Genomic DNA, 22226 nt, shown 5'->3' with positions numbered 1-22226 from the left:
GTGCCTTTACCCAGACACATCGAGGGCAATCCAAATGGCCAACTTTAATCAATCCGATCTTGAGTTCATTCTCCAGCAGATTTTCATCGCGGAGGCAAACTCGGCCGGGCAGTTGCTTGTCGACCTGATACCGAGCCCGGAATTTGCTTTCGGTCTGCGTACGGTCGACGGGACGTTTAACAACCTGGGTCTGCATCAGAGCGAGTTCGGCGCAGCCGACAACTTTTTCCCGCGCTTGACTACTCCAGTCTTCAGCCCCGCTGAGGCGGGCACCTCTTACACCCAGACCAGCGGCCTGGTGATCGACTCGCAGCCGCGCACCATCAGCAACCTGATCGTCAACGATACCGCCACCAACCCGGCGGCGGTCGCGGCCACGTTCGATCCCGGTCTGGATGGCATCCTCGGCACGGTTGACGATGTCTTGAAGGCCGGTGCGCAGGTCGTTACTGGAACCCGTACCGACGGCACGACGTTCCAGACCTTTTTCATTCCTAACGTGGCACCGGACGCGGGCCTGTCCGCGCCGTTCAACTCGTGGATGACTTTCTTCGGTCAGTTCTTCGACCACGGCCTGGACCTTGTCACCAAGGGCGGCAGCGGCACGGTGTTCATCCCGCTGCAGCCGGACGATCCGTTGTTCGTTCCGGGTAGCCCGACCAACTTCATGGTGTTGACGCGGGCCACCAACCTGCCCGGACCCGATGGCATCCTCGGCACCGCCGACGATATCCACGAGGCTTCAAACACCACCACGCCGTTCGTCGACCAGAACCAGACCTATAGCTCGCATCCCTCGCACCAGGTATTCCTGCGCGCCTATGAACTCGATGCCGCCGGCAAGCCGATGGCGACCGGCGAACTGATCACCAATCGTGACCTGGGCGCCGATGGCCTGTTCGGCACGGCCGACGACGTCGCAATCGGCGGGATGGCCACCTGGAAAGTGGTAAAAGCGCAGGCGCGCGACCTGCTTGGCATTAATCTTACCGATGCCGACTTCGATAACGTGCCGCTGCTCGCCACCGATGCCTACGGCAATTTCCTCAGGGGCCCGAACGGCTTCCCGGTGGTCATGATGAGGGGCGCGGATGGTATTGCCGATACCGCCGATGATATTCTCGTCGAGGGTAATCCTGCTGCGCCGATCAGCCTGGTCAATGCCGTGCGCACCGGCCACCAGTTCCTCATCGATATCGCCCACACCGCCGTTCCGGTGGACAGCCAGACCGGTGCGCCACTGACGGCCGATGCCGACCTCGTTGCCGGTGGCCCGGTGGCTGCTGGCTTCTACGACAACGAGCTGCTCGACGCGCACTACATCGCCGGCGATGGCCGGGTCAACGAGAACATCGGCCTGACCACCGTCCACTCCATCTTCCACTCGGAGCACAACCGGCTGGTCCAGCAGACCAAGGACACAGTCCTCGCCTCTACGGCCGCCGGCGACCTGACGTTCCTGAACCAGTGGCTGCTGACGCCCGTCACGGCTGTTCCTGCTGATCTGACGACCTTGAACTGGAACGGTGAGCGCCTGTTCCAGGCGGCGAAATTCGGCACCGAGATGCAGTATCAGCATCTGGTGTTCGAAGAGTTCGCGCGTACCGTTCAGCCGCAAGTCGACGCCTTCCTGGACTTCGATGACACGATCAATCCGTCGATCGTCGCCGAGTTCGCGCACACGGTCTTTCGCCTCGGCCACTCGATGCTGACCGAGACCATCGACCGGCTGGACCCCAACTTCGTCTCCAGCGAGATCGGCCTGATTCAGGCCTTCCTCAACCCGCTGGCGTTTGCGACCAGCGGCCCGACGCCTGCGCAGGCGGCCGGCGCCATCGTCCGCGGCTTGACGCGCCAGGCCGGCAACGAGATCGATGAGTTCGTCACCGAAGCGGTGCGCAACAACTTGCTGGGCCTGCCGCTCGACCTGCCCGCCCTCAACATCGCGCGCGGCCGCGATACCGGCATCCCGTCCTTGAACGAGGCGCGCCGTGAATTCTACGCCGGCACCGGCGACAACCAGCTGAAGCCCTACACCAGTTGGGCCGATTTGGTGCAACACCTGAAGCACCCGGAATCGCTGATCAACTTCATCGCCGCCTATGGCACGCACGCCTCCATTACCAGCGCCACCACGCTCGACGCGAAACGCGTAGCGGCCTCTCTCCTGGTGTTGGGCGGCGTCGGTGAGCCGGTGGATCGCCTGGACTTCCTCCACAGCACCGGTGTCTGGGCGAACAACGCCGGGGCGGACGGTATTGCGAACACCGCAGACGACGTTACCATCTCCGGCGTTGATGACATCGACTTCTGGGTCGGTGGCCTGGCCGAGGAAAAAATGCCGTTCGGCGGCATGCTTGGCTCGACCTTCAACTTCGTCTTCGAGGAGCAGCTTGAGAACCTGCAGAACGGCGACCGGCTCTACTACCTGCACCGCACCCAGGGACTCAACTTCCTGAGCGAGCTCGAGAACAACTCGTTCGCCAAGATGGTGATGCTCAACACCGACGCGACCCATCTCCCGGCGCTCGCCTTCTCGACCCCGACCTTTACCCTTGAGGTCGACCCGACCAGACAGTTCAACCGGAGCGTGATTGCCGGTCCGGACGGCATACTGGGCACCGTCGACGACCTGCCCGGCAATGCCGATCCCACTGGCGGCATCATCATCAACGGCGTCGTGATCACGCCGCTGGTCATCCGCGACAACCCCAACACGGTCGGTCCCGATACCAACTACCTGCAGTACACCGGCGAAGACCATGTGGTGCTCGGCGGCACGGTCGGCAATGACATTCTCGTCGCTGGTGACGGCGACGACACGCTCTGGGGCGACGCCGGCAATGATCGCCTCGAAGGCGGCTACGGCAACGACGAGATCGAGGGTGGCGCTGGCGACGACATCATCACCGACGCGGGCGGCGACGACGTCATCCACGGTGAGGCCGGCAACGACGTCATTCACGGTGGTAAGGGCGTAAACCTGATCCTCGCCGGTGACGGCAACGACTTCATCGTGACCGGCGAGGACTTTTCGGAGGTCTTCGCCGGCGCCGGCAATGACTTCATGCTCGGCAGCCGGGTGAACTTGCCAATGACGGGCGGCGATGGCGACGACTGGATCGAGGTCGGGAACCAGGACGGCTCCCCCGGCGACAATTTCGCCGGTAACCTGCCACTGGCTCTGCTGGCAGAGGTGGTCGGCGGCAACGACGTCTTCAGCGGTGACGGCGGCTTCGATGAAATGATCGGTGAAGGCGGCGATGACCTCTTCATCGGCAGTGAGGGCCCGGACAAGATGTTGGGCATGTCCGGTTTCGACTGGGCCACCTACAAGGATGATCGTTTCGGCGTGACTGTGGACATGAACCGCATCGTCTTCGAACAATCGGCCCTGTCGCCTTCTGTTGCAGGCGTGCATACCAATTTCGCCCAGGTGGAAGGTCTGTCGGGGTCGGCGTTCAGCGACATGCTGACCGGCGATGATGCCGACGCGCTCACGATCGCCGCTGCCGGTGTCCAAGGCAGCGTGCTTACCAATATTGACCTCGTCGCCGGTCTGCGGGCGTTTCTTGGCGCGGCTGCAGCCGGCCCGGACGGTATCGTGGGCACGGTAGACGATCAGTTCGGCGCGGGCAACATCCTCCTCGGCGGTGATAGCAGCGACATCATCGAAGGCCGCGGCGGTGACGACCTGATCGACGGCGACATGTGGCTGAATGTGCGCATCAGCGTGCGCCAGAACCTCGACGGAACCGGGCCGGAGATCGCCACCTTCGACAGCATGAAGCCGATGATCCCGTTCATGCTCGATGGTACCTTCAACCCCGGTCAGCTCGTCATCGTCCGCGAGGTCCTGACGGCGGCCCCCGCCTTTGACACGGCCTTGTTCACCGGTAACCTGCTCGACTATACCGTCACCACTGTGGGCGGTGTGACCACCGTGGCCGACAACGTCGTCGGTCGCGACGGCACCGACCGCCTCACCAATGTCGAGCGGCTGCAGTTCAACGATCAGTCGCTCACCCTGCCAGGCGGGGTCGGGCTCAACAACGACCCGGTGGGCTTGCTGACCATACTCGATGCTGCCAGCAACACCCCGGACACTACGCCGACCACGGGTCAACTGCTGAGGGTATCGGCTGCCGACGTGACTGATGCGGACAACGTCGCTACCGGCGGTGCGATCGCCGGACCGATCGCCTTCTTCTGGCAGTTCGAAGCGATTCCGGGCTCGGGCGTCTTTCAAGACATTATCCGTCTTGTCGACGGTGGAGCAGCCTCGCAGCGTATGTCCGGGCCGACCTTCACGGTGACCCCGGATCTCGCCGGGCTGGAATTGCGCGTCAGGGCCGTCTTCAAGGATGAAAATGGCGTGCTCGAAACGGCGTTCTCTGCTCCAACCGCAGCGGTCGTAGCCGGCGTCGCTCCGCCACCGGCAGCCCCGCTGCCGGCCGAGACTCCGGTTGCCAGCACTGGTGTGCACTATATCCGGGCCGATCTGCAGTTCATTCTCGATCAGATTCAGATCGCGGAAAGGAATGCGGCCGGTGAGGATCTCCTGAGCATGCTGCCAAATGCACGGGTGGGTATGGGCCTGCGCACGGTCGACGGGTCGTTCAACAACCTGGTGACGGCTCAGAACGAGTTCGGTGCAGCCGACACGATCTTCCCGCGACTGGTTCCGGCGCAGTTCGATACGGCGGAGGCGGGCACCACTTACGCCCAGACCAGCGGCCTGGTGACCGACTCGCAGCCGCGCACCATCAGCAATTTGGTCGCCGACAACACCGCCACCAACCCGGCGGCGGTCGCGGCCACGTTCGATCCCGGTCTGGATGGCATCCTCGGCACGGTTGACGATGTCTTGAAGGACGGTGCACAGGTGATTACCGGAACCCGTACCGACGGCACGACGTTCCAGACCTTTTTCATGCCTAACGTGGCGCCGGACGCAGGTCTGTCCGCACCGTTCAATACCTGGATGACCTTCTTCGGTCAGTTCTTCGACCACGGCCTGGACCTGGTGACCAAGGGCGGCAGCGGCACGGTGTTCATCCCGCTGCAGCCGGACGATCCGCTGTTCGTTCCGGGCAGCCCGACCAACTTCATGGTGTTGACGCGGGCCACCAACCAGCCCGGGCCCGATGGCATCCTCGGCACCGCCGATGACATCCACGAGGCTGCAAACACCACCACGCCGTTCGTTGACCAGAACCAGACCTATACCTCGCACCCTTCGCACCAGGTGTTCCTGCGCGCCTACGAGTTCGATGCCGCCGGCGCGCCGGTGGCGACCGGCAAGCTGATCACCAATCGTGACCTGGGCGCCGATGGCGTGTTCGGCACGGCCGACGACGTCGAAATCGGCGGGATGGCCACCTGGAAAGTGGTCAAGGCGCAAGCTCATGACTTGCTCGGGATCAACCTCACCGATGCCGACTTCGACAACGTGCCGCTGCTCGCCACCGATGCCTACGGCAATTTCATCAAGGGCCCGAACGGCTTCCCGATGGTCATGATGACGGGCCCGGATGGTATTCCCGATACCGCCGATGATGTGCTCGTCGAGGGAGATCCTGCTGCGCCGATCAGCCTGGTCAATGCCGTGCGCACCGGCCATCAGTTCCTCATCGATATCGCCCACACCGCCGTTCCGGTGGACAGCCAGACCGGTGCTCCGCTCTTGGCCGATGTGGATAACGTTGCCGGCGGCCCGGTGGCCGCAGGCTTCTACGACAACGAGCTGCTCGACGCGCACTACATCGCCGGCGACGGTCGGGTCAACGAGAACATCGGCCTGACCACCGTCCACTCCATCTTCCACTCGGAGCACAACCGTCTGGTCCAGCACACCAAGGATGTGGCCATCGCCTCCAACGATGTCAACTTCCTGAACCAGTGGCTGATGCCCGATGCCCAATTGTTGGTGTTGCCAACAACCGCGGCTGAGATCGCTGCCTTGCACTGGAACGGAGAGCGCCTGTTCCAGGCGGCGAAATTCGGTACCGAGATGCAGTACCAGCACCTGGTGTTCGAAGAGTTCGCGCGTACCATTCAGCCGAACATCGATCCCTTCATTCCTGAACACCAGAACTATCAAACCGAGATCGACCCGGCGATCGTCGCCGAGTTCGCGCACGCGGTCTACCGCCTCGGCCACTCGATGCTGACCGAGACCATCGACCGGCTGGACCCCAACTTCGTCTCCAGCGATGTCGGCCTGATTCAGGCCTTCCTCAATCCGCTGGCGTTTGCCGCCAGCGGCCCGACGCCTGCGCAGGCGGCCGGTGCCATTGTCCGCGGCGTGACGCGCCAGGTCGGCAACGAGATCGATGAGTTCGTCACCGAAGCGGTGCGCAACAACTTGTTGGGACTGCCGCTCGACCTGCCCGCCCTCAACATCGCGCGCGGTCGTGATACCGGGCTTCCGACCCTGAACGAGGCGCGTCGCGAGTTCTACACCTCGACGGGCGACAGCAACCTGAAGCCTTACATCAGCTGGGCCGATTTGGTGCAACACCTGAAGCACCCGGAATCGCTGATCAACTTCATTGCCGCCTATGGCACGCACGCCTCCATTACCAGCGCCACCACGCTCGACGGGAAGCGCGCCGCGGCCTCTCTCCTGGTGTTGGGCGGCGCCGGCGAGCCGGCGGACCGGCTGGACTTCCTCAATAGCACCGGCGCCTGGGCGAGTGGCCCGACCGGCGTCACCATCACCGGTCTGGACAACATCGACCTCTGGATCGGCGGCCTCGCCGAGGAAAAAGTGCCGTTTGGCGGCATGCTCGGCTCGACCTTCAACTTCGTGTTCGAGAACCAGATGGAGAAGCTGCAGAACGCCGACCGCTTCTACTACCTGGATCGCAACGCGGGGCAAAACTTCGTCACCGAGTTGGAGAACAACTCGTTCGCGAGGCTGGTGATGGCCAACACCGATGCGACCCACCTCCCGGCCGTCATGTTCTTGACTCCGGCCTTTACCCTCGAGGTCGATCCGACCAGGCAGTTCAATGAGAGCGTGATTGCAGGTCCGGACGGCATAGTAGGCACCGTCGACGACCTGCCCGGTAATACCGATCCTGTCGGCGGCAGCGCCCTGGTTCCGCTGGTGATTCGGGACAACCCCAGCACGGTCGGTCTCGATACCAACTACCTGCAGTACACCGGCGAAGACCATGTGGTGCTCGGTGGCGCAGCCGGCAATGAAACTCTCATCTCTAGCGAAGGCGACGACACGCTCTATGGCGACGGCGGCAATGATCGCCTGGAGGGTGGCTACGGCAACGACTTCATCATCGGCGGCGATGGTGACGACATCATCAGCGACATAGGCGGCGACGACACCATCCACGGTGGCGACGGCAACGACGTCATCCACGGCGGCAACGGCCTCAATCTGAGCCTCGGCGGCTTCGGCAAGGACTTCATCGTCAGCGGCACGGACTCCTCGGAGGTCTTCGGCGGCGCGGGTGACGACTTCATCCAGGGCAGTACCATCGACGAACAACTGATGGGCAACGAAGGCGACGACTGGATCGAGAGAGGAACCGCCGATGGCGCTCCCGGTGACAATTTCGATCCGAACGGGCTCGACCCGATACGCGGCAACGACATCTTCATCGGCACCGGCGGGCCCGACAGATTCATGGCCGAAGGCGGCGACGATATCATGTACGGCAACGGCGGCGCGGGCGACCGCTACCTGGGTGGTTCCGGTTACGACTGGGCCGGTTTCAAGGACGACTCGTTCGGCGTGAGCGTCGATCTGGGCCTCGCCGACATCGTTCTCGGCGCGCCACTGCCGGAGTTGGCCGCAACCGTGGCTCGGTTCCGCCAGGTGGAAGGTCTGTCAGGATCGCACTTCAGCGACATCCTGCGCGGCAATGATGCCGATGCGGCCGTGATCGCGGCCTCTGGAGCCTTGGGCAGCGTGCTTACCAACTTCGACCTGGTCAGCGGCCTGCGCTCGTTCGTCGGCACCGCTGCAGCCGGCGTGGATGGCATTCTGGGTACGGCCGACGATCAGTTCGGCGCCGGCAACATCGTCCTCGGCGGCGGCGGCAGCGACATCATCGAAGGTGGTGGTGGCGATGACCTGGTCGACGGTGACAAGTGGCTCAACGTGCGTATCAGCGTGCGGCAGAACATCGACGGCACAGGTCCGGAGATCGCAACGTTCGACAGCATGGTCCCGTTGGTGCCGCTCATGCTCAACGGCACTTACAACCCCGGCCAACTCGTCGCCGTCCGTGAGATCCTGACGGATGCACCTGACCCCCTTAACCCTGGCCATTCCTTCGACACGGCCCTGTACACCGGCCTTCTGGCCGACTACACCGTCATCGAGAACGTCGACGGCACCGTGACAGTCACCGACAGTGTCGTTGGCAGGGACGGGATCGACACCCTCAGCAATATCGAGCGGCTGCAGTTCGCCGATCAGTCGCAGGTTCTCGTCGCTGGCTTGAACGCCGAGCCGGTGGGCTTGTTGAGGATCAGCGATGGCACGCCGGCCGTTGGCCAAGTGTTGACGGTGTTGGCCGACACCGTCAGGGATGCGGACAATGTCACTACGGGCGGTGCGATCACCGGTCCCATCGCCTTCGTATGGCAGGTCGAAACGAACCCCGGCACCGGTGTCTTCGACGACATTGGTATTGTGCTCGGAGGCGGACTAGGAACCGCGACCGGTCCGACCTTCACGGTGACTGCCGCTGAGCTTGGACTGGCGCTGCGCGTCAGGGCCATCTATCAGGACGGCCACGGCGTGCTGGAAAGCGTGTTCTCGGCGCCGACCGCGCTAACTGCGCCGCTCGGCGGCAGCCCCGTCAACCTCCTGCCGGTCGGCACGGTGCTGATCAGCGATACGACCCCTACGTTAGGCTCGGACTTGACCGCCACGGATGCGTTCACCGACGCCGACGGGATCACGACCTCGGTGATTACCCATCAGTGGCAGGTGGGGAGCGGTGGGATCTTTGCCGACATCGCCGGTGCGACGGGCACGACCTTCACGCTCAGTCCGGCGCAGGTCGGTCAGCAACTGCGTGTCGTCGCGAGTTACACCGATGACCTCGGCACACTCGAGCGGGTCACCTCGGCCGCAACGACAGTGGTCGGTAATCTGTTTGTCGGTACCGCCGGTGACGACATATTCACCGGCACGGCAGGCGACGACATAGCCAGCGGAGGTGCTGGCAACGACATCCTGAACGGCTTGGGCGGCAACGACATCCTCAATGGTGACGCAGGCAATGACATGCTCATCGGGGGGACGGGTGCCGATACCATGGCCGGCGGTGTGGGCGACGATGTCTACGAAGTCGCCGACCTCGGGGACGTGGTCACCGAGCTTGGCGGTGAGGGCACCGACACGGTCTGGACCTCGCTCTCGGGCTACACGCTGACTGCCAACGTCGACAATCTGTTTTTCGGCGGCAGCGGCAACTTCGCGGGCACCGGCAACGCGCTCGACAACACGCTCGTGGGCGGTGCGGGTAACGACGTCCTGATCGGTGGCGCAGGTACCGACACGATGGTCGGTGGCGTCGGCAGCGATGTCTACGAAGTCACCGACCTTGGGGACGTGGTGAGCGAGCTCGGCGGTGCCGGCAGCGACACGGTCTGGACCTCGCTCGGCAGCTACGTCCTGGGTGCCAACGTCGACAACCTGTTTTTCGGCGGCAGCGGCGACTTTGCGGGCACCGGCAACGCGCTCGACAACACGATCGTGGGAGGGGCGGGTAATGACATCCTCGTCAGTGCCGCAGGTAACGACATCCTCATCGGTGGTTCAGGTACCGACACGATGGTCGGTGGCGTCGACAACGATGTCTACGCAGTCGACAACCTCGGGGACGTGGTGACCGAGCTCACCGGTGAGGGCAACGACACGGTCTGGACCTCCCTCGGGAGCTACGTCCTGGGTGCCAACCTCGAAAACCTGTTTTTCGGCGGCAGCGGCGACTTCGCGGGCACCGGCAACGCGCTCGACAACGTGATCGCGGGAGGCGCGGGTAATGACATCCTCGTCAGTGCCGCAGGTAACGACCTCATCATCGGTGGCACAGGTGCCGACACGATGACCGGCGGTGTCGGCAACGATGTCTACGAAGTCACCGACCTTGGGGACGTGGTGACCGAGCTTGGCGGTGAGGGTACTGACACGGCCTGGACCTCGCTCGGGAGCTACGTCCTGGGTGCCAACGTCGACAACCTGTTTTTCGGCGGCAGCGGCGACTTTGCGGGCACCGGCAACGCGCTCGACAACACGATCGCGGGGGGGGCGGGTAATGACGTCCTCGTCGGTGGCGCAGGTAACGACGTGATGAGTGGCGGCGTCGCCGGCAACGATATCTTCGCGTTTGCCCCAAGCTTCGGCAACGATACGATCCTGAACTTCGGAGCTAACCCGGCCGCCGGGCAGGACTTGCTCGATATCAGGGGGATGGGAGTCACCAGCGCGGTGTTCGCGACCAACGTGAGCATAACGGCTGACGGGGCGGACACGGTGGTAGGGATTGGAACGGACTCTATCCGCCTGGTGGGTGTCAGCAGCGCGGCCGTTGATCAGACGGACTTCATTCTGGTCGTCTGAGGTCCTGGTCAGTACCGTCGCAGGAGGGCGGAACAGTAGAGGGGAGGGTAATGGATGCCCTCCCTTTCTCTTTGATCATGGCGTTGCGAGCTGCCTTCGCATAATCGGAGACGTTCTTCCATTTTTCCGGCGTGAAATAGCTTTACGGGTCAAGACCATGATTTCCTTGCGAGTTCGTTCTATCCCGACTGCTCGGGACAGGACTGGCGTTCCCACACATTGAGCGATGACGGCCATGCCGCATCAGGGCTACCGAGACGATCTGCCCAGGCTTTCTGTATTTGCTTCAGGCCTTTTTCGACGGCCATCCGTACCTCCGGTTCGACGCGCGCATTCTCTCCACCCAAGGCTGGAAGGGCACAGTGTTGTCCTGGATGAAGGACATGAAAGGAACTTGGGTAGTTACGCGCTGCGATGTTATTCATTTGTTTTATGCGCTCCCGGCAGTAAGAAATAACATTTCGCTCTATACCTACACTAAATTTCATATATATCTTTTAAAAACAGATAGTTAAAAGCACTAACACCAGTCGTCTGTTTTATCGACGTAAAATTGACAAAAATTTGCTATGGAACTTTAGTCTTAGTTATCGGTGGAGCCCACCCGCCTGTAGCTTGCCATCGCTTTGGCAATGCAAGGCGCGGTGACTTTCCCGAGAGGAGCCGAATCATGTCGATCATTTCGTTTCTTTGCAGAGGGAAGGTGGTGTCCAGGACGTTCGCCTTCACTTCCAGATTCCATGGCCCGCCCAGGGCTCGAATCCGCTCTGCCTGATCGCCCGGCGAGCAATTCATTTCGCGAACTCCAGGCGCGTATCCCGAGTCCCGGGTAGCGCCAGATCTCTCGCAAAAAAAACATACCCAACAAACTGCGCAAGCCAGCACTTGACTTGGCGCGGGAGGATTTCCTCGTCCCGTGCCTTTACCCAGACAGATCGAGGGCAATCCAAAATGGCCAATTTCAGCAAGTCGGACCTGGAGTTCATCCTCAAGCAAATCTTTATCGCAGAAGCGAATGCCGACGGCACCAGCCTCATTGATTTGCTTCCCAACACTCAGGTGCCATTCGGCCTGCGTACCGTCGATGGCACCTTCAACAACCTGGTCACCAGCCAGAGCGAGTTTGGCGCCGCGGACGATGCGTTCCCGCGCCTGCTTGATCCCTCGTTTCTGGATGCATACGCCGGGACAGGGTCGGTGACCGATCCGCAACCACGGATTATCAGTAACCTGATCGTCGACCAGACCGCCAATAACCCGGCGGCTTATGCCGCAGCGTTCGACCCGGGCCTGGACGGTGTGCTCAACTTCGGTACGGTGGGCAACGACGATGTGCTCAAGGACGGTGTACAGATCGTCACCAGCCCCGGGCTGGATGGTGTGTTCGGCACGGCCGATGACAAGGATGTGTTCTTCATGCCCAACGTGTCGCCGGACGTCGGCCTGACCGCCAGCTTCAACTCGTGGATGACCTTCTTCGGCCAGTTCTTCGACCACGGCCTGGACCTGGTCACCAAGAGCGCTACCGACTTCGTGTTTATTCCGCTGCAACCGGACGATCCGTTGTTCGTAGCGGGCAGCCCGACCAACTTCATGGTGCTGCCACGCGCGGTGCGTACCGCCGGCGCGGACGGAGTCGTCGGCACTGCCGATGACGGCCAGACCAACACCACCTCGCCGTTCGTCGACCAGAGCCAGACCTACAGCTCGCACCCTTCGCATCAGGTGTTCCTGCGCGAGTACATGCTCAATGCGGCCGGCGATCCTGTTGCCACGGGGCGCTTGATTACCAACCGCGATCTCGGCGCCGATGGCCTGTTCGGCACTGCCGACGATGGCAGCGGCGAAAATGGCGGCATGGCGACCTGGAAGGTGGTCAAGGCCCAGGCCCGTGACATTCTGGGCATCGACCTGACTGACGCCGATGTACACAACGTGCCATTGCTGGCAACCGATGCGTACGGCAACTTCATCCGCGGGCCGAACGGCATGCCGCAGGTGGTGATTCGCATCAGCAACGGTGCTGACGGCATCGCCGGGACAGCGGATGACGTCACTCAACTGGTCGAAGGCAACCGGGCAGCTCCGATCAGTCTGGCCAACGCGGTGAGTACCGGGCATGGCTTCCTCGACGACATCGCCCACAATGCCGCGCCGGTCGTCGTTGGCGGGGTTCTGCAGGCGGATGCCGACATCGCTGTCGGCAATGCGCAGCCCGTTGACGCGGGCGGCAACAACCTGACCTATGACAACGAACTGCTCGACGCCCACTACATTGCCGGCGACGGTCGGGTCAACGAAAACATCGGCCTGACTACCGTGCACCATGTGTTCCACTCCGAGCACAACCGTCTGGTCCAGCAAACCAAGGACACCCTCATAGCCGCCGGCGACCTGGCTTTCCTGAATGAGTGGCTGGCAGTCGACGTGGCCGCGATTCCGACTACACCCGCCGAGATCGCAGCGTTGGTGTGGGACGGCGAACGCCTGTTCCAGGCCGCCAAGTTCGGCACTGAAATGCAGTACCAGCACCTGGTGTTCGAGGAGTTCGCACGGACCATTCAGCCGCAGGTCGACGGATTCCTTGCGCCTAGCGGGTATGACACCTCGATCAACCCGGCAATCTTCGCCGAGTTCGCCCACGTGGTGTACCGCTTCGGTCACTCGATGTTGACCGAGACCGTCGATCGCTTCGACCCCGCGTTCAATCCGCTCCTCACTGACCCGGCCAACCCGGACTCGCAACTGGGTCTGATCGCAGCCTTCCTCAACCCGTTGGCGTTCGCCGGTAGCGGGGTAACTGCGGACCAGGCGGCAGGGGCGATCGTGCGTGGTGTGACTCGTCAGGTCGGCAACGAGATCGATGAGTTCGTCACCGAAGCGTTGCGCAACAACCTGCTCGGTCTACCGCTCGATTTGCCGAGCCTGAACCTGGCGCGTGGTCGCGACACCGGCATCCCCACCTTGAACGAGGCGCGCCGTGAGTTCTACGCATCCACAGGCGACAGCCAACTCAAGCCGTACATCAGTTGGGCTGACCTGGCGGACAGCCTCAAGCACCCCGAGTCGCTGGTGAACTTCATTGCGGCCTTTGGTACGCATTCTTCGATCACGGCGGCGACCACGTTGGCAGACAAACGCGCTGCAGCCTTTGCGCTGGTCTTCAATGTTGCCGGTTCGCCGGCTGACCGCCTGGACTTCCTCAACAGCACCGGTGCCTGGGCCAACGTAACGACGGCAGGCAGGGATGGGGTACTGGGTACTGCAGATGACCTGGCAGGTGTGACGATCACGGGCGTCGACGACATCGACTTCTGGGTCGGTGGCCTCGCCGAACAGAAGATGCCGTTCGGCGGCATGCTCGGCTCGACGTTCAACTTCGTGTTTGAAACCCAGATGGAGGCGTTGCAGAACGGCGACCGCTTCTACTACCTGTCGCGTACCGCGGGCCTGAACTTCGGCACTGAACTTGAGAACAACTCCTTTGCCAAGCTGATCATGCTCAACACCGATGTCACCCACCTGGCGAACACCGTGTTCCTGACGCCGACGTTCACTCTCGAAGTGAATCAGGCCGCCCAGTTCACCGGCCTGGGTGTGGACAGCCGTGCCGATCCGACGGGCGGCATCATGATCAACGGCGTGGAAGTCGTGCCGCTGGTGATTCGCGATAACCCCGACACCGTGGGGCCGGACACCAATTATCTGCATTACACCGGTGAAGACCATATCGTCATGGGTGGCACCGCCGGCAATGACATCATCATTTCCGGTGACGGCGATGACACCCTTTACGGCGACGCCGGCAACGACCGCCTCGAAGGCGGTGCCGGGAACGATGCGGTACTGGGCGGCGCGGGTGATGACATCATCTCCGACTCGTTCGGCGACAACCGTCTGGAAGGCAATGCCGGTAACGATGTGATCGTGGTCGGCAGCATGCTTGCTGCGGGCAACCTGATCCTGGGTGGCGATGGCCAGGACTTCATCATCACCACCGAAGACATCAGCACTACCTTCGGCGGCCAGGGTGACGACTTCATCCTCGGTGCCAAGACCAACCTGCCACCGACCGGCAACGAAGGTGATGACTGGATCGAGAAGGGTGCCCAGGACGGTGCGCCTGGCGATAACTTCTCGCCATTGCTCAATGACGACGTGATCGGCAACGACATCTTTGTCGGTGGTGGCGGCTTCGACGAAATGATCGGCGAGGGTGGCGACGACATCTTCATCGGCAGCGATGCCCAGGACAAGATGGACGGCATGTCCGGTTTCGACTGGGTCTCCTACAAGAATGACAAGGTCGGCGTGACCGTTGACCTGAGCCTGGCGGCGCTGGCGCAGCCCCACGGTAACGCACCAAACCAGAATGCCGGCATATTCAATCCGGTCGGTGCCTCGCCAGCCTCGATTCTCGACCGTTTTGCCGAGGTCGAAGGCTTGTCTGGTTCGGCTTTTGGCGATGTGCTCAAAGGCGATGATGTCGATGCCGTCACTATCGTCAACCACGGTGGTGCCACGGGCAGTGCGCTGACCAATGTCGCGCTGATCCGCGGACTGGACCAGTTCCTGGCCGATGCCGGATTGCCGGTCACGGGCTTTGCCACTGGCAACATCATCCTCGGCGGCAATGGCAGCGACCTGATCGAGGGCCGCGGTGGCGATGATCTGATCGATGGCGACAAATGGATCAATGTGCGGATTGCCGTTTATGCCGCTGGCGATGTCAACCATACCGGTCCTGAGATCGCCACCTTCGACAGCATGGTCGATATGATCCCGTTCATGCTGGACGGCACCTTTAACCCTGGCCAGCTCAAGGCCGTGCGGGAAATCATGCCCGGCACCTCGACGGGCGGGGCTGCCTTCGACACGGCCATCTACTCCGGGCTTCAGGCCGAGTATACGGTTACCGTTGACGACCGTGGCACGGACGATCTGGCGGACGATGTCTATACAGTGATAGATAGCGTCGCGGGTCGCGACGGCACCGATACCCTGCTGCATATCGAACGCCTGCAATTCGCCGATGACCAGTTGGTGCTGGTGGATGGGCTCAATGCCCAACCGGTTGGCAGTCCGACTGTCTCGGATGGCAACGGCGGGGCAATAACAGTGGGTGACACGCTGACGGTCAGTGTGGCCGGGGTGCGCGATGCCGACAACGTCGCGGCGGGTAATCCGCAGGGCTTGATCACCAACTCCTCGGTGTCCTACATCTGGCAATTCGAGGCAACTCCAGGCAGCGGCGTATTCGAGGACATCATCCTGTTGCCGGCTGGCGACCTGGCGTTCCAAAGCGCCGACGGCACCGCGTTCAAGGTCTCTCCTGATCTCGCCGGGTTGTCGTTGCGGGTCAAGGCGATCTATCAGGACGGTCATGGCACCACGGAGATCCTGTTCTCCACGCCGACGGCTGCCATCGTTGCCGGTGCACCGGTCACGCCAACGGCGCTGGTACCTGTAGTCGATGCCACTGCGGGTGGCGCGGGCCTGCACATGGTCCGCTCCGACCTCAATTTCATTCTTGACCAGATCAAGATTGCGGAGGCCGAAGCGTCCGGTCAGGACATCCTCTCGCTGATCCCGAATATCCGCGCGCCGTTGGGCCTGCGTGCGGTCGACGGGTCGAACAACAACCTGATGAACCTCAATGGCAACAACAATACCGAGTTTGGTGCCGCCGATAATGTCTTTCCGCGCTTGACCGATCCGGTCTTCAATCCGGCGGAAGGGGGGACGTCGTATGCGCAGAACAGTGGCCTTGTGATTGACTCGCAGCCACGCACCATCAGTAACCTGATCGTCGATCAGACAGCGAACAACCCGGCAGCCTATGCCACGGCATTCAACCCGGGCCTGGACGGCGTGCTGAACTTCGGCGCGGTGGGTAACGACGACGTGCTCAAGGAAGGCGTACAGATTGTCGCCAGCCCAGGGATGGATGGTCAGTTCGGTACTGCCGATGATCACGATGTGTACTTTTTCGAGAACGTCGCGGCGGACGCGGGGTTGTCCGCGCCGTTCAACGCCTGGATGACCTTCTTCGGGCAGTTCTTCGATCATGGTCTGGACCTGGTCACCAAAGGTGGTTCGGGCACCGTCTTCATCCCGCTGCAACCGGATGATCCACTGTTCGTGCCCGGTAGCCCGACCAACTTCATGGTCCTGACCCGCGCGACCAACCTGCCGGGGCCGGATGGCGTTCTCGGTACGGCCGACGACATCCATGAACAAAGCAACACCACCACGCCATTCGTGGACCAGAACCAGACCTATAGCTCGCACCCGTCGCACCAGGTGTTCCTGCGCGCTTATCAACTGACCGACACTGGCCCTATAGCGACCGGCAGGCTGATCACCAACCGTGATCTGGGCGCGGATGGCCGGTTTGGTACCGCGGACGACGTCGAAATCGGTGGCATGGCGACCTGGAAGGTGGTCAAGGCGCAAGCCCGTGACATTCTCGGCATCAACCTGACCGATGCCGACGTCGACAACGCCCCGCTGTTGGCGACTGACGCCTATGGCAATTTCATCAAGGGGCCGAACGGCTTCCCGATGGTGGTGATGAAGGGGGCTGACGGTCTTGGCGGCACGCCGGATGACCTCCTTGTCGAAGGCGATCCGACTGCTCCCCTTGACCTGACCAATGCTGTGCGCACCGGTCACCAGTTCCTCGTCGACATTAACCACAATGCCGCGCCGGTAATCGTCGGTGGGGTTCTGCAGGCGGATGCCGACACCGCTGTCGGTAATGCGCAGCCCATTGACGCGGCCGGCAACAACCTGACCTATGACAACGAACTGCTCGACGCTCACTACATCGCTGGCGACGGCCGGGTCAACGAGAACATCGGCCTGACCGCGGTGCATGCGATCTTCCACTCCGAACACAACCGTCTGGTCCAGCAGACCAAGGACACCGTGCTCGACTCGGGTGACGTGGCCTTCCTCAACGAGTGGCTGCTCAATCCGGTGGCCGCGTTGCCAGCCACCCAGGCCGAGTTCGATGCGCTTGTGTGGAATGGCGAGCGCTTGTTCCAGGCGGCCAAGTTCGGCACCGAAATGCAGTATCAGCACCTGGTGTTCGAGGAGTTTGCGCGGACCATCCAGCCTAGAGTCGACCTGTTCTTCGCACCGACCCAGGTCTACGACGTCGATCTCGATGCCTCGATCGTCGCCGAGTTCGCCCACACCGTGTATCGGTTTGGCCACTCGATGCTGACCGAGACCGTCGATCGCTACGACATCGACTTCAATGTGATAGGCGATCCGGCCAGCGCTAATCCCGATCAGCAAATGGGCTTGATCGCGGCGTTCCTCAACCCGTTGGCGTACGCCGCCAGTGGCGTATCGCCAGAGGACGCGACTAGTGCGATCGTACGCGGGGTAACGCGGCAAGCCGGTAACGAAATCGACGAGTTCGTCACCGAGGCGCTGCGCAACAACCTGCTTGGCCTGCCGCTCGACCTGCCTGCGCTCAACATCGCCCGCGGCCGCGACGTGGGGATTCCCTCACTCAACGCGATCCGCCGCGACATCTACAGCCAGACCGGTGATAGCCAACTCAAGCCGTACACCAGCTGGGTCGATCTGGTGCAGTACCTCAAACATCCGGAGTCGTTGATCAACTTCATCGCGGCCTATGGCACGCATGACACGATCACGGCGGCGCTCACACTGGAAGGCAAGCGCGCGGCAGCCCTGGCGCTGGTCTTTGGTGGTGTGGGGGCGCCGGCTGACCGTCTGGACTTCCTCAACAGCACGGGTGCCTATGCCAACGTTACGCTGGCCGGCACGGATGGCGTGCCGGGCACTGCCGACGACCTGAAGGGTGTGACGGTCACCGGTGTCGATGCCATTGACCTGTGGATCGGCGGCCTGGCCGAACAGAAAACCCCGTTCGGCGGCATGCTCGGCTCGACCTTCAACTTCGTGTTCGAGAACCAGCTGGAAAAACTGCAGGACGGCGACCGCTTCTACTACCTGGAGCGTACCTCTGGCCTGTCGATGAATGCCGAGCTTGAAAGCAACTCGTTCGCCAAGCTGATCATGGCCAACACCTCGGCCACGCACTTGCCGGGCCTGGTGTTCTCGGACCCTGGGTTCTATCTGGAAGTGGATCAGGGCAGGCAATTCAACGAAGGCCTGCTCACCGCCGACCCGCTCGGCCCGAACGGCGAGCAGGTAGTGTTCCGCGACAACCCGCTGACCGTGGGGCCGGACACCAACTACATCCGGTACAACGGTGCCGAGCACATCGTGCTGGGTGGCACAGACGACGCAGACATCCTCATCTCCAGTGAAGGCGATGACACGGTCTGGGGGGATGGCGGCAACGATCGCATCGACGGCGGTGACGGCAACGACCAGTTGCGCGGTGGTGCCGGCGACGACATCATCACCGACACCGGCGGCGACGATAACATCCAGGGTGGCGACGGCAACGACGTGCTGCACGGAGGCAACGGCATCAACCTGATCATTGGCGGGTTCGGCAGCGACTTCATCGTGACCGGTGAGGATGCCTCCGAGGCCATTGGTGGTCAGGGTAATGACTTCATCCTGGGCAGCAAGGCCAACGAACAGGACATGGGTAACGAAGGCGACGACTGGATCGAGAAGGGCACCTCGGACGGTGCGCCTGGCGACAACTTCGACCCGCTCGGCAACGACCCGGTCATCGGCAACGATGTATTCATCGGCGGTAACGAGAACGACAAGTTCAATGGCGAAGGCGGTGACGACATCATGGTCGGCAGTCTCGGCTTCGGTGACCGCTATATCGGCGGCTCCGGCTATGACTGGGCAACCTTCAAGGATCTCGCCCAGGGCGTGACCATCGATTACAGCGACCGCTTCTTCGATGTGCCACCGGTGCCAGGTTCGGGCGCCTCGGCGCTGGTGCGTTTCGACATCATGGAAGGGCTGTCGGGTTCGTCCCACGGTGACTTCCTGCGCGGTGACAGCGAAACTGCCGCAACGCTACCCGTTGCGGGTGCAACCGGCAGTGTACTGACCAACATCAGCCTGATCGACGGTCTGGCGGGCCTGCTGCCAGTCGGAGCGACGTTCTTCGACGGCGGCAACATCATCCTCGGTGGCAGCGGCAGCGACCTCATCGAAGGTCGCGGTGGTGACGACATCATCGACGGTGACAAGTGGCTGAACGTACGCATCAGCGTACGGGCGAACGCCGATGGCACTGGCGCGGAAATCGCTACGTTCGACAGCATGGCGCCGATGGTTCAGGCGATGCTCAACGGTACTTACAACCCGGGCCAACTGGTCATCGTGCGGGAGATTCTGACCGGCACTGACAGCTTCGACACCGCGGTGTTCACCGGTAATGCGTCGGAGTACACAGTCGCTGTCGACGGCAATGCCGTCATCGTGACCGACCTGGTGGCCGGGCGTGATGGCGTCGATCGCCTGACGGGCATCGAGCGTCTGCAGTTCTCTGACCAGGCGCAGGCGTCCGGCGTTGGCACCGCCTTGAACAGCGCACCTGTGGGGCGTCTGGCAATCTTCGATGCTGCCACCGGTGCGCGTACCGATGCGTCTGTCGCCGGCCAACTGTTGCGCGTCAGCGACCAGTCGGTCCGCGACGCGGACAACGTGAGTGCGGCCAATCCGACCGGCGCGGTAACCGGTCCCGTGGCTTACTACTGGCAGGTCGAAAACGTTCCGGGTTCGGGCATCTTTGAAGACATCTCCTTTGTCGCCGCTGGCGAGGTATCGCGGGCGATCGGTGCCACCTATCTGGTAGCGGACGATGTCGCCGGTCTGAACATCCGCGTTCGGGCGGTGTATCAGGATGGCAATGGTACGCTGGAGATCGTCGATTCGGCGGGGAACAGCGTAGCGACCGCAGGGCCGACCGTCCTCGGGCTTGCGTTTCTGAACGAGGTGTTGACCGCCGACCCGTCGACCATCGTCGACGTCGATGGCCTCAGCAATCCGCAGTTCACCTTCCAGTGGCAGGAAACCAATGGGGTCACTTTCGTCGACATCGCCGGAGCCACCGCCAGCACGTTCGCGCTTGGCCAGGCTCAGGTTGGCGATCAGGTGCGCGTGGTAGTCAGTTACGTGGATGACTTAGGTACGGCCGAAAGTGTTGCGTCCGACGCCACGGCCCCGGTGGCCGCCGGTGATGTGTTTGTCGGTACCGCCGATGCCGACATATGGACCGGCACGGCAGGCGACGACGTGGCCAGCGGAGGTGCTGGCAACGACATCCTGAGCGGCATGGGCGGCAACGACATCCTCAATGGTGACGCGGGCAATGACATGCTCATCGGGGGGGCGGGTGCCGATACCATGGCCGGCGGTGTGGGCGACGATATCTACGAAGTCACCGACCTCGGGGACGTGGTGACCGAGCTCGGCGGTGCCGGCAGCGACACGGTGTGGACCTCGCTCGCGAGCTACACGCTGAGTGCCAACGTCGAGAATCTGTTTTTCGGCGGCAGCGGCGACTTTGCGGGCACCGGCAACGCGCTCGGCAACACGCTCGTGGGCGGTGCGGGTAACGACGTCCTGATCGGTGGCGCAGGTGCCGACACGATGGCTGGCGGTGGCGGCAGCGATGTCTACGAAGTCACCGACCTTGGGGACGTGGTAAGCGAGCTCGCCGGTGCCGGCAGCGACACGGTCTGGACCTCGCTCGCAAGCTACACCCTGGGTGCCAACGTCGAAAACCTGTTTTTCGGCGGCAGCGGCAACTTCGCGGGCACCGGTAACGTGCTCGGCAATACGATCGCGGGCGGTGCGGGTAACGACATCCTCATCGGTGCCGGAGGTGCCGACACGATGGCCGGCGGTGCTGGCAGCGATGTCTACGAAGCCACTGACCTTGGGGACGTGGTGATCGAGCTCGCCGGTGCCGGCAGCGACACGGTCTGGACCTCGCTCGCGAGCTACAGCCTGGGTGCCAACGTCGAGAATCTGTTTTTCGGCGGCAGCGGCAACTTTGCGGGCTCCGGCAACGAGCTGGCCAACACGCTCGTGGGTGGTGCGGGTAACGACGTCCTCATCGGTGGCGCAGGTGCCGACACGATGGTCGGCGGTGCTGGCAACGATGTCTACGAAGTCACCGACCTTGGGGACGTGGTAGGCGAGAACGCCGGTGGCGGCAACGACACGGTCTGGACCTCGCTCGCGAGTTACACCCTGGGTGCTGACACCGAGAATCTGTTTTTCGGCGGCAGCGGCAACTTCGCGGGCACCGGCAACGCGCTCGGCAACACGCTCGTGGGTGGTGCAGGTAACGACGTTCTCGCCGGTGGTGGCGGTAACGACGTGATGAGTGGCGGCGTGGCCGGCAACGATACGTTCGTGTTTGCAGCCGCCGGTTTCGGCAACGATACGATCCTGAACTTCGGAGCCAATCCGGCCGGGCAGGACTTGCTCAATATCACGGCGCTGGGGATCAACAGCGCGACGTTCGCGGCCAACGTGAGCATAACGGCTAACGGGGCGGACACGGTGGTAGGGATCGGGGCGGACACCATTCACCTGGTGGGTGTCAACAGCGCGACCGTTGATCAGACGGACTTCATTCTGGCCACTTGAGGCCCAGGTCAGTACCGTCGCAGGAGGGCGGAACAGTAGAGGG

The 22226-nt window shown here is 62.5% G+C and carries 2 protein-coding genes; both read left to right on the top strand.

The window, feature by feature from the left end:
- The first annotated feature begins 34 nt into the window (after window positions 1-34).
- Window positions 35-10603: a peroxidase family protein gene (locus KGA81_RS00250; RefSeq protein ID WP_223544079.1), complete on the top strand. Its 10569-nt coding sequence runs from the start codon at window positions 35-37 to the stop codon at window positions 10601-10603.
- A gap of 951 nt (window positions 10604-11554) precedes the next feature.
- Window positions 11555-22183, top strand: coding sequence for a peroxidase family protein (locus KGA81_RS00245; RefSeq protein WP_223544078.1), 10629 nt, complete (start codon window positions 11555-11557; stop codon window positions 22181-22183).
- The last annotated feature ends 43 nt before the right edge of the window (window positions 22184-22226 follow it).

The organism is Pseudomonas sp. A-B-19 (genome assembly GCF_019947515.1).
In the GTDB taxonomy this organism is placed as follows: Bacteria; Pseudomonadota; Gammaproteobacteria; order Pseudomonadales; family Pseudomonadaceae; genus Aquipseudomonas.
This window is presented reverse-complemented; position numbering and strand designations above follow the sequence as displayed.